The sequence below is a fragment of the Streptomyces sp. NPDC057424 genome (genome assembly GCF_042803315.1).
GTDB lineage: Bacteria > Actinomycetota > Actinomycetes > Streptomycetales > Streptomycetaceae > Streptomyces.
The window spans coordinates 103,202-114,544 of record NZ_JBHVCP010000019.1 but is presented as its reverse complement, the minus strand read 5'-3'; the positions used below and the strand labels follow the sequence as shown (position 1 = coordinate 114,544).

General features: G+C 71.9%; 10 protein-coding genes. 7 read left to right on the top strand and 3 right to left on the bottom strand.

The features are described 5' to 3' along the window. Positions 1–139 precede the first annotated feature (139 nt). The 3 genes from ACFU3E_RS18050 to ACFU3E_RS18040 all read right to left on the bottom strand — a co-directional run bounded on the left by ACFU3E_RS18050 (position 140) and on the right by ACFU3E_RS18040 (position 4,678). Entirely contained in the window at positions 140–1,522 is a 1,383-nt protein-coding gene (locus tag ACFU3E_RS18050) for an FAD-binding oxidoreductase (RefSeq protein ID WP_384158550.1), read from the bottom strand. Positions 1,523–2,024: 502 nt separating this feature from the next. Then, entirely contained in the window at positions 2,025–3,311 is a 1,287-nt protein-coding gene (locus ACFU3E_RS18045; protein WP_384158547.1) for a cytochrome P450, read from the bottom strand. 17 nt (positions 3,312–3,328) lie between these two features. Then, on the bottom strand, positions 3,329–4,678 hold the full coding sequence (locus tag ACFU3E_RS18040; RefSeq protein WP_384158544.1) for a glutamine synthetase family protein: 1,350 nt from the start codon (positions 4,676–4,678) through the stop codon (positions 3,329–3,331). A 335-nt stretch (positions 4,679–5,013) separates the two neighbouring features. Here ACFU3E_RS18040 and ACFU3E_RS18035 point away from each other — a divergent pair, with 335 nt between their 5' ends. The 7 genes from ACFU3E_RS18035 (at position 5,014) to ACFU3E_RS18005 (ending at position 11,233) form a co-directional block, all read left to right on the top strand. After that, complete coding sequence (locus ACFU3E_RS18035; RefSeq protein WP_031108213.1) at positions 5,014–5,202, top strand: ferredoxin; 189 nt, start codon at positions 5,014–5,016, stop codon at positions 5,200–5,202. Positions 5,203–5,215: 13 nt separating this feature from the next. Continuing rightward, positions 5,216–6,415 carry an NAD(P)/FAD-dependent oxidoreductase gene (locus tag ACFU3E_RS18030; RefSeq protein ID WP_384158540.1) on the top strand — a complete coding sequence of 400 codons (1,200 nt, stop codon included), beginning with the start codon at positions 5,216–5,218 and terminating at the stop codon, positions 6,413–6,415. Further along, the gene (locus ACFU3E_RS18025) at positions 6,412–7,224 is read left to right on the top strand and encodes an acetoacetate decarboxylase family protein (protein ID WP_384158537.1); all 813 of its coding nucleotides are present in this window, start codon (positions 6,412–6,414) and stop codon (positions 7,222–7,224) included. Before ACFU3E_RS18030 ends, ACFU3E_RS18025 begins: the two co-directional genes overlap by 4 nt. 121 nt (positions 7,225–7,345) lie before the next feature. Continuing rightward, the gene (locus ACFU3E_RS18020) at positions 7,346–8,809 is read left to right on the top strand and encodes an aldehyde dehydrogenase (protein ID WP_384158534.1); all 1,464 of its coding nucleotides are present in this window, start codon (positions 7,346–7,348) and stop codon (positions 8,807–8,809) included. Beyond that, positions 8,802–9,740, top strand: coding sequence for a 3,4-dihydroxyphenylacetate 2,3-dioxygenase (locus ACFU3E_RS18015; protein ID WP_384158531.1), 939 nt, complete (start codon positions 8,802–8,804; stop codon positions 9,738–9,740). Before ACFU3E_RS18020 ends, ACFU3E_RS18015 begins: the two co-directional genes overlap by 8 nt. Then, positions 9,733–10,578: a fumarylacetoacetate hydrolase family protein gene (locus tag ACFU3E_RS18010; protein WP_384158528.1), complete on the top strand. Its 846-nt coding sequence runs from the start codon at positions 9,733–9,735 to the stop codon at positions 10,576–10,578. Before ACFU3E_RS18015 ends, ACFU3E_RS18010 begins: the two co-directional genes overlap by 8 nt. 55 nt (positions 10,579–10,633) lie before the next feature. Beyond that, positions 10,634–11,233: a TetR/AcrR family transcriptional regulator gene (locus ACFU3E_RS18005; protein WP_384158525.1), complete on the top strand. Its 600-nt coding sequence runs from the start codon at positions 10,634–10,636 to the stop codon at positions 11,231–11,233. Positions 11,234–11,343 lie beyond the last annotated feature (110 nt).

Here is an 11,343-nt window from a genome sequence, read left to right as displayed (position 1 = left end):
GCACCGTGGTCCGGCGGGGTCCTCGAGCCCCGCGATGAGCAGAACGTCGGGCCTCGCCCCGCCGTGCCACCCGGAGTTCCACGCCGTCGGCGTTGACCATCTCTCCCGTGGCGGGCTCCCCGGGCCGCGTCGGTGAGCGTCACCCTCGCGCCGGCTCGATGTTCTGGTTGGCGTGGAAGAGGTTGTCCGGGTCGTAGGTCCGCTTGACCCGGGCGAGCCTGTCGTAGTGGCCGCGGTACGTCGCCCGGACCCGCTCCTGGCCCTCGCCCGGGCCCATGAAGTTCACGTACGAGCCGCCCATCGAGTACGGGTGCAGTTCCTCCTGGTAGTCCACGCACCACCGCCTGATCGTCTCGGCGTTGGCGGGGTCGGGATCGACGCCGGCGAAGACGCCGGACCAGAGCGCGTCCCGGTAACTGAACGCGGTGTCGTCCGGGCCGGCCCGGTGGGCGGCGCCGTCGATCGGGTAGAGGTGCATCAGCGAGAGCTGCGTGGGGTTGTTCCGGCCGTACTTGAGGTGCACGTCCAGGGCGGCGTCGGGGATGTGGTCGAAGAAGTCGCCCCGCCAGTACCACTGGTAGCCCGTCGGGATCAGCTCGTCGAACATGCCCTGCAGCGCGTCGTACGGCATCGGCGTCGTGAAGTGGAAGGCCGGCCGGCCCGCGTCGTTCACCACCGCGAGAGTCTCGCCGACCCCGTCCGGGTCACCCGTGCAGCACCACACGATGCCGCACACCTTCTTGCCGTGGAGTTCCTCCGGGAAGGGCGGGCCGGGCGGGACGACGAGGATGGCGAAGAAGCCGTAGACGTCCTCGGGGGCCTGCGGGAGGAACTCGCGGTACCACGCCAGCACTTCGCGCGTGCTCTCGACCGGCCAGACCGTCACCCCGGCCCCGACCGTGCCCACCGGGTGCAGCCGGTAGGTGAGGGACGTCGCGATGCCGAAGTTGCCGCCGCCGCCCCGCAGCGCCCAGAACAGGTCCGGGTGCTCGGTCTCGCTCGCGGTGACGAAACTGCCGTCGGCCAGCACCACGTCCGCGGCGACGAGGTTGTCCACGGTCAGCCCGTACTTGCGGGTGAGGTAGCCGTGGCCGCCGCCGAGGGTCAGGCCACCGACGCCGGTCATGGAGATGATGCCCGTGGGGGTGGCGAGACCGAAGGCCTGGGTGGCGTGGTCGAGGTCGCCGAGCTGGCTGCCGCCGCCGACCTCGGCGGTCCGCGCTTCCGGGTCGACCCGTACCCAGCGCATCGGCGAGAGATCGACCGTCACGCCGTCGTCCACCAGGCACAGGCCGGGGCCGCTGTGCCCGCCGCCCCGCACCGCGAGTTCCAGGCCGTGGTCGCGGACGTAGCCGACCGCGGCCATCACGTCGGCGGCGTCGGTGCAGGGCACGAGGGCGGCGGGCCGCTTGTCGATCATCGCGTTGTAGATCTTGCGGGCCTGGTCGTAACCGGCGTCCTGGGGGCCGATCACCGGCCCCCGCAGCGTGGACCGCATCTCTTCCAGGGTGGCGGTGTCCATGACGATCTCCTCGGGGCGCGTGACCGTGCTGACACCACCAGCCTCCCGCCGACCGCGCCGCGATGCATGTCCGGAAGGATCGGAGCTCTCTCCTGCGCGCCGTTCGCCGCGGTGGGTGAGGGGGGACCGGGCTCGGCCCGCATCCGCCTCTTCCACACGAGGCTCGGCGCCGTCGGCGCCCCCGGCGGTGCGCCGGTGCACGGCCGCGGGCGGGACGGCCGGGAGGGGTTTCCCCCGTGCCGACACCCGGGCCGGCCGCTTCCGGGTGATCGCGCCCGACCTGCGCGGACACGGCCGCCCGGGGGCGCCGGACGAGGGCAGCACCCCGGCGGAGACGGCGGACGCCCCTGGCCGCGCCGCCCGACGGGCCGGTGGTGGCCGTGGGCCACTCCGTGGCGGGCAGTCGTCAACCTGCTCGCCGTGCGGTGCCCGCACCTCGTCCGCTGCCACGAGGAACACGTCGGACCGACGGCCCGGCTGCCGCGTGACCGGTCGGATCACGTCAGGCCGTGGTGACCTCCACCGGCAGCTTCTTGATGCCGTTGACGAAGTTGGAGCGAACGCGCGGTACCTCGCCGGTCAGGCGGATGTCCGCCAGGCGCGGGATCAGCTCCTCGAACATGATGCGGATCTCGGTGCGGGCGAGCAGGTTGCCCAGGCACAGGTGCGGGCTGCCCTTGCCGAAGGTGACGTGGTCGTTGTCCCGGCGCGTGACATCGAAGTCGTAGGGGTTGCCGAAGACCTCCTCGTCGCGGTTGCCGGAGGCGAACCACATCACCACCTTGTCGCCCTCCCTCACCTGCTTGCCGCCCAGCTCGACATCGCGCGTGGCGGTGCGGCGGAAGTGGTAGACGGGGGAGGCCCAGCGCAGGAACTCCTCGACCGCGACCGGGATCAGCGAGGGGTCCTCCTGGAGACGGGCCAGCTGCTCGGGGTGCTGGACGAGGGCCAGCATCGAGTGGGAGATGGTGTGCCGGGTGGTCTCGTTGCCGGCGACGACCAGGAGGAGGAAGTAGTTGTCGAAGTCCTGCGGGGAGAGCGGGACTCCGTCGCGGGGCGTGGTGTTGACCAGACGGGAGACCAGGTCCGTGCCGTCGCCGCCCCTGCGCTGCCGTGCCAGCTCACGGCCGTACTCGAAGACCTCCAGCGAGGCGGGGGAGCGGAAGGGCAGGTCGCGGTACCGCTCGCTCTCCTCGCTGTGCAGCAGGACGTCCGCGTAGTCGGGGTCGGTGTGGCCGATGATGCGGTTGCCCCAGTCGATGAGCCGCTGGTTGTCCTCCGGGGGCACGTCCAGCAACCGGGCGAGGACATTGATGGGGAAGTCCGCCGAGACGTCCTCGACGAAGTCGAAGCGGCCCTTGGCGAGGGCGGCGTCGAGGGTCTTCGCGGTCAGCCCGCGCAGGAAGTCGGTGTAGCCGCTGATCACGTTCGCGCCGAACTGCCGCTGGATCAGGCTCCGCAGCGCCCGGTGACGTACACCGTCCAGTTCGAGGATCGAGGCGCGCTTCTTGATCTGGTCGTCGTCGACCTCTTCCAGGTTGACGAACTTCGTCGACGTGAAGGTCTCCGCGTCACGGTCGACCCGCACGATGTCCTGGTGCCGGGTCAGCGACCAGAAACCGGAGTTGGGCGCCTCTTCGGGCTGCCAGTGCACCGGGTCCTCGTGGCGCAGGGTGTGGAACATCCGCCAGGGCGTGACACCGTCGGTGAAGCGGTCCAGGTCGGCGAGGTTCACCTCGGCCAGGGGCAGCGGCTCGCGCACGGCGTCGGTGGGGGTCTGGGTCGTCATCGGCATGCTCCTCGGCGTCACAGGTGGTAGGCGTACTCGGTGAACTCCCAGTCCGTGACGTGCCGGTGGAAGCGTTCGACCTCGTCGCGCTTGTAGGAGAGGAAGGACGTGGTGAAGCCCTTGCCGAGCAGGTCGGTCAGGGCGGTGTCCGCCTCCAGCGCGTCCAGCGCGGCGGACAGGGTCTGCGGCAGGACGGCCGCGCGGGCGGTGTCGTAGCCGTAGCCCTCCAGCGGGGCGGGCGGCTCCTCGCCGGCCAGCACGCCCAGCAGGGCGGCGGCGGCTGTCCCGGCGATCGCCAGGTAGGGGTTGGCACTCGCGTCGCCCAGCCGCAGTTCCAGCCGGGCGCCACTGCCGCGCTCGGGCGGGATGCGGACCATGGCGCTGCGGTTGTCCAGCCCCCAGTCGATCAGCCAGGGCGCGAGGGTGTCCGGGCCGAAGCGTTTGTACGAGTTGATCGTGGGGTTGAGCAGCGCGGCCAGGGCGGGCGCGTGGGCCAGGACACCGGCGACGGCGTGCCGGGCGGTGGCGGACAGGCCGTACGCGCCCGACGGGTCGTCGAAGGTGTTGCGGCCCTCCTCGTCGTCGCAGGACAGGTGGAGGTGGAAGCCGGAGCCGCCCGCGTCGTTGAAGGGCTTGGCCATGAAGGTGGCGAGCCGGCCTTCCTTGCGGGCCAGTTCCTTGATCGCGGCCTTGAAGCGGAAGGAGCGGTCGGCGGCCGACACGGCGTCCGAGTGGGACAGGTTGATCTCGATCTGGCCGCCGTCGAACTCGTGGTTGCCGCTGATCGCCCCGACCCGCAGATCGCGCACGTGGCGCAGGGTGCGCAGCAGGTGGTTGTCCGGATCGGCGCGCAGCCCGGCGGTGTAGACGACCCCGGGGTCGGGGGCGTGGCGGCGCCAGCCGCCGGACGGGTCCGGCTCGCACAGGAAGTACTCCAGCTCGGGCCCGACCACCGGCCGCAGTCCGTGCTCGGCGCACCGGGTGAGGACGGACCGCAGCAGATCGCGCGGCGACTCGGGGGCGGGCGCGCTGGTCGCGGGGTCGACGACCTCGCCCAGACAGGCGGCCACCCCTGGTTCCCAGGGCAGCGGCACCAGCGTGTCGAGGTCCGGGCGGACGCAGATGTCCGGCAGTCCCGCGTCCAGCCCGCCGCTGACCGGGACCACGTCGCCCTGCGGGCTGGTGTGGTAGACGGCCCGGCAGAACGCCAGGCCGTGTTCGCAGGCCCGGGGCAGCTCCTCGAGCAGCACGTCCCGCGCCCGGTCGGTGCCGATGAGGTCGGGAAAGGTCACCCGGACCACGTCGATGCCGTCGGCGGCGAGCCGGTCCATGTGGCGTCGGACTTCTTCGGAATCGTGAGCGCTCACCGTTGTCTCCTCGGGCGGACGTCGGGACACCTCCGGGACACGGGGCCGGGGAGGCGGGTGGCGTGAGAGGCAGCGTCCGGGCGCGGCGGGGCCATGACCGCCCGGGGCTGTTTGACGCCAAACGGTAAAGGGGGACGAGGGGCCCCGCAAGGGGGTCGGGGCAAGAATTTATCCATCCGGATAGCTCTTGACCGGACCCCCACCCCTGCCTACCTTGTTTGAAGCCAAACGAGTTCGGGGTGCTTCCACACACCCCGTTGGCCGGGGCCCGGCCCTTTCCGGCCGGGCCCCTCTCTTCTTCCGATTCGACGCCCTCACATTCAGGAGGACCGGCCATGAAGGTCGTCGTCGACATGAACAAGTGCCAGGACCACGGCCAGTGCGTCTTCTCGGCCCCCGACGTCTTCCGGATGGACGACGACGGCCGCCTGGCCTACGTCCCCGACCCCGACGACGCCCTGCGCGACGAGGTCGAGGAGGCCGCGGACGTCTGCCCGCTGCAGGCCATCCGGATCGAGGACTGACATGGGAGGGCGCATGATCGTCGCCGGCGCCTCCCTCGGCGGGCTGCGGGCCGCCGAGCAGCTGCGCGCCGCGGGCTGGACCGGCGGCATCACGGTGATCGGCGACGAGCCGCACCCGCCGTACAACCGGCCCCCGCTGTCCAAGGAGGTCCTCGCGGGCAAGGCGGCCTTCGCGTCGCTGGCCTTCACGCCGAAGGCGTCCGTGACGGATGTGGAGTGGCGGCTGGGCACGAGGATCGTCTCGGCCCGGCTCGCCGGGCGCACCGTCGAGCTCGATGACGGGTCGGTGCTCTCCTACGACGGCCTCGTCGCCGCCACCGGGATGCGGCCCCGCCGGCTGGCCTGCCCCGGGCCGGTCACCGGCCGTCACACGGTCCGGACCATCGACGACGCCCAGGTCCTGCGGGGCGAGCTGACCCGGCCCGGCGTGCGGGTCGTCGTGGTCGGCGCCGGGTTCATCGGCTGCGAGGTGGCCGCCACGGCGATCGGGCTCGGCGCCGCCGGGGTGACCGTGGTCGATCCGCTGCCCCTGCCGATGGTCGGGCCGCTCGGGGAACTGCTCGCGCGGGAGCTGCGCACGCGCCACGAGGAGCGCGGGGTCCGCTTCGTGCTCGGTGCGGGTGTGGCCGGGTTCGAGGGCGACGACCGGGTCACCGGCGTCGTGCTGAGCGACGGGGCCGTGCTGCCCGCCGACGTGGTGGTGGAATCCGTCGGATCGGTCGCCAACACCGAGTGGCTCGACGGCAACGGACTCGACCTGACCGACGGCGTGCTCACCGACGGGCAGCTGCGCGTCGGCGGCCGGCCCGACGTTGTCGCGGTGGGCGACGTCGCCCGTTTCCCGAACGCCCGTTACGACGGTGTGCCACGGCGGGTCGAGCACTGGTCCGTGCCGGCCGACTCGGCCAAGCACGCGGCGAAGGTGCTCGTCGGTGGCGACGCCGGCCTGCCGCCCTTCGCACCCCTGCCCACCTTCTGGAGCGACCAGCACGACTTCCGGTTGCAGTCCTTCGGTGCGCCCGTCCTGGGGCTCGGCGACGTCCGGGTCCTCGACGGTGACCCCTCGGGGGATGTGCTGGCCGGCTACCACCGCGATGGACGGCTGGTCGGTGTCGTGGCGCTCGGCGGGCCTTCCGCCGCCCGGGCCGCCGCCCGGTACCGCGCCGATCTGCTGAAGCAGCCCGCCCTCACCTCGCAAGGAGCTCTCTCGTGACCGGTCTTCGTGGTTACTTCCATCCCAAGACGGCGACGGGCGCCTCGTCGCTGATCCCCTCGCCGCCCTGGCGCTACTCCGGCGACCTGCTCACCGTCGAGTACCGGACGGACCCCTCACGCGTGCGTGAACTGCTCCCTGAACCACTGGAGCCGGCAGATGAGGACCCCGGTGCCGTCGCCCTGATCTGGGCCGACTGGCAGTCGTGCTCGGCGTCCGGGGAGGAGCTGCTGGACCCCGTGCGGGCGCAGTACAAGGAGGCGTTCGCGGTGGTGCGGTGCCAGTACCGGGGGCAGACGTACTCGCGGTGCGTCTACATCTGGGTGGACAAGGACTTCGCGATCGCGCGGGGGCTGCACCAGGGGTATCCGAAGAAGCTCGGCTCCATCCACCAGACGCGTCCGCATCCCTACGGGCCCGCTCCGCGGATCGAGGCGGGGGCCCGGTTCGGGGCGACCCTGGCGGCCGCGGACCGGCGTCTGGCCCAGGCGGTGGTGACGCTGCGGGAGCCGTCCGGGAGCGGCGGGTTCGTCAACGCGCACCCCATGGCGCATCACCGGTGGCTGCCGTCGGTCGAGAAGGGCAAGGGGCTCGCTCTCGATGAGTTGATCGAGTCCGGGGCCGCCTCCTTCGAGGGTGGTCAGCCGTGGCTGGGTGACGCGGAGCTGGAGCTGTTCGAGGCGCCGACGGAGGAGTTGGCGCGGCTGGAGGTACGGGAGCCGATCGCCGCGTACTACCGGCAGGTCGGGGTCGTCTGGGACGGGGGGCGGCTGCTGGAGGCCGGTACGTCCGGGGCGGTTGCCGAGTAGCGCCGGTGGCCGGGTGCGGGTTCGCCGTGGTTGTCCGCGCCCACGCGGCGGAGCCGCAAATGATGACAGCCCCGCGCCCCCGGGGACCTGCACTACCCCTCGTTCGAAGGGAACTCTTCCTATGTCTGACAACATCACCGTCGCCGGTGTTTCCGTCGACACCCGGCACTGGATCGGCGGCGAGCGCGTCGTTTCCGCCGGGACCTTCACTGATCACTCTCCCATCGACGGCAGCGCACTCGGCGAGATCGCCCGCGGTGGGCCCGCCGAGGCCGAGGCCGCCGTCGCCGCCGCCCGTGACGCGTTCCCCGCCTGGGCCGCCACGCCACGTGCCGAGCGCGCCCGCATCCTGCACGCCATCGCCGACGGCGTCGAGAAGCGGCTCGAAGAGCTGGCGATCGTCGAGACCACGGACAACGGCGCCCTGCTCCGCTCCCACCGGCGGGGCGTCATGCCCCGCGTCGCCCACAACTTCCGCTTCTTCGCCGACTGGCTGCTCCGGCTCGGCCACGAGGACTTCGAGACGCGCGGTCACACCAACCACGTCAGCTGGGACCCGGCCGGGCCCTGCGTGCTGATCACGCCGTGGAACGCGCCCCTCATGCTCGCCACCTGGAAGGTCGCCCCCGCCCTCGCCGCCGGGAACACCGTCGTCCTCAAGCCCGCCGAGTGGTCGCCGCTGACCGCCTCCCTGCTGGCCGACATCGCCGCGGAGGCCGGACTGCCCGCCGGTGTCCTCAACGTCGTCCAGGGCTACGGCTCCGAGGTCGGCGACGTGCTCACCTCCCACCCCGACGTACGCCGCATCAGCTTCACCGGGTCGGTGCCGACGGCCCGGCGGATCGCCGGGTCCGCCGCCGCGAACCTCACGCCCCTGAGCCTCGAACTCGGCGGCAAGTCACCCCTGCTGGTCTTCGCCGACGCCGATCTCGACCTGGCCGTCGACCTCGCCGTGGAGCAGTACGACAACGCCGGGCAGGTCTGCCTGGCGGCGACCCGGCTGCTCGTCGAGGAGCCGGTCGCCGGGGAGTTCACCCGCCGGTTCGTCGAGAAGGCCGCGGCCCTGCGGCAGGGCGACCCGCGTGACGAGGGCACCGACATCGGGCCCAGCATCCACCCCCGCCAGCTGGAGAAGATCGACGGCTTCGTGCGGCGGGCCGTCGCGGCCGGGGCACGGGCGGTCATCGGCGGGCATCGCAAGGACGGGCAGTACTACGCGCCGACCCTGCTCACCGACGTCGCCCAGGACTCGGAGATCGTGCAGGAGGAGGTCTTCGGGCCGGTCCTGACCCTCCAGACCTTCACCGGCGAGGACGAGGCCGTACGGCTCGCCAACGACACCCGCTTCGGGCTGGCCGCCACCGTCGCCACCGGTGACCGGGAGCGCGCCGAGCGGGTCACCTCGCGGCTGGTCGCGGGGACCGTCTGGGTCAACTGCTTCTTCGTGCGCGACCTCCAGGCACCCTTCGGCGGCTCCCGGCAGTCCGGGGTCGGCCGGGAGGGCGGGACCTGGAGCTTCGACTTCTACTGCGACCTGAAGAACACCGTCACCGCCCCGAAGGGATGGAACCAGGACCATGGGTGAGATCGTCGGGGCCGGGCTGCTCGCCCATGTGCCCACCATCGTGCTGCCCGAGGCCGAGCGCCTGGAGCTCAACGAGGGCAAGGAGATCACCCTCGTCACCGGGCTGCGGGAGCTGCGCAGGGACGTCTTCGAACGTGACGACTACGACACCGTCGTCGTCCTCGACTCGCACTGGGCGACCACCGTCGAGTTCGTCGTCACCGCCCAGCAGCGCAGGGCCGGGCTCTTCACCTCCGAGGAGCTGCCGCGTGGCATGTGCAGGATGCCGTACGACTTCCCCGGTGATCCCGAACTCGCCCACAACGTGGCCGGGTTCGCCGACAAGCACGGCACCTGGATCACTCCGGTCGACGACGAGTACCTGCCGATCTACTACGCCACCCTCAACCTCTGGAAGTACCTCGGCGAGGGGTTGCCCGACAAGCGGTGGGTCACCATCGGCGTCTGCCAGACCGGCGACATGGAGGACCACCTGCGGCTCGGGCGGGCCCTCGCCGACGGGATCGCGGCGACCCCCGGACGACGGGTGCTGCTCATCGCCTCCGGCGCCCTCTCGCACACCTTCTGGCCGCTGCGCGAACTGCGCGATCACGAGGCCAGCGACCCGGTGCACATCCGCACGCCCGAGGCCCGCGAGGCCGACTGCGAGCGCATCGCCTGGTTCAAGGAAGGCCGCCACGACAAGGTCCTCGACACGATGGACGAGTTCTGGCGGTACAAGCCCGAGGCGAAGTTCTTCCACTACCTGATGATGGCCGGAGCGCTCGGCGAACAGCGCTGCGCCGCCCGGGCCCGCCAGTACGGCGAGTACGAGAACTCCGTCGGCACCGGCCAGGCCCACCTCTGGTTCGACCGCCCGGCCGGCGGCTGGGCGGCGCCCCACCACCCCGCCGCAGACCACACCCCCGCGCAGGAGTCCGCCCATGCCTGAGTACCGCCGTATCCTCCTCGACGGCGCCGCCGTCCAGGTCACCGTCGACGGTGACGAACTCGTCGCCGGGGACGGCCGCCGCGTCAGGACCGGGGACGCGCGGCACCTGCCGCCGGTCGTGCCGTCGAAGGTCATCGCCGTTCACCTCAACCACCGCAGCCGGGTGGACGAGTTCGGGATCGGTCTCCCCGGCACCCCCACCTACTTCCACAAGCCGACCTCGGCACTCAACTCCCACCAGGGCGCCATCGTCCGGCCCGAGGGCTGCAAGTGGCTCAACTACGAGGGTGAGGTCGCCATCGTCATCGGGAAGACGGCGCGCAACATCGCGCCGGGCGAGGCGGGCGAGTACATCGCCGGCTACACCGTCGCCAACGACTACGGCCTGCACGACTTCCGCGACACCGACGCCGGGTCGATGCTCCGGGTGAAGGGCTCCGACACCCTCTGCCCGCTCGGCCCTGGCCTCGTCACCGACTGGGACTTCCACGGCAAGCGGCTGCGGACGTACGTCAACGGAGAGGTGGTGCAGGACGGTTCGACGGACGAGATGACGTGGGACATGCACTATCTCGTCGCCGACATCGCCCGCACCATCACCCTGAACCCCGGAGACGTCCTCCTGTCGGGCACCCCGGCCAACTCGCGGCCCGTCCAGCCGGGCGATGTCGTGGAGGTGGAGGTCGAGGGACTCGGGCGGCTCACCAACCACGTCGTGACCGGGCCGACCGCTGTCCGCACCGACGTGGGCGCCCAGCCCACCGAGTCGGAGGAGGTGCTGTCGACCGCCCTCGGCGGCGACTGGGAGTTCCGTGGCATCCGGCCACCCCGCCGCTGACGCGGGCTCCGGCCGCCGCGTCGCCGGGCGGGACGCCCCCGGTAGGGTCACGAACATGACCGAGCCCGCCCGCCGCCCCCGCAAGCGCGTGAACTACGGCACGGGCCGTGAGGCCCTGCTGGAGGCCGCCGTGCGCGTCGTGGCCCGGGGCGGGCTGCGCCGGCTCACCTACCGGGCCGTCGCGGAGGAGGCCGGTGTCACCCACGGCCTGGTCGTGCACCACTTCGGTTCCCGGGACGCCCTGATCGAGGAGGCCGTGGCCCACGCCATCCGCTCCTCCCTGAGCAGCAGCGCCCTCGAACCGGGCACGGGCAGGGCCGCCGACTTCTCGGTGGGTCTCACGGACATGGTGGAGGCCGGGCCCGACCTGCAGGCGTTCCAGTACGAACTGCTGCTGGAGTCCCGCCGCCGCCCCGAACTCCTGGCCCACCTGCGGTCGCTGTACGACGAGTACTTCGACGCGACCCGGCGTGAGCTCAGCCAGATGCTGCCCGGCCCGGTCGGCGAGGGCCTGTCCCGGATGGTGTTCGCCACGCTGGAAGGACTTGTCCTGCACCAGCTGGTCTTCGGCGAGCGCGAGGTCATCGACGAGGCCCTGGACGAGCTGCGCACGGTGCTGCGGCTGCTCGCCGAGCGGCGCGACGACGAGGCCTGACCCGCTCCGGCCTCCCCTCGTCCCGCGCCGCTGCGATTCCTCGTTCCGCACCCCTTGCCAAACGGATAGTTCCGCCCCACGATGAGGCAACTCGTTTGGCCTGAAACGAC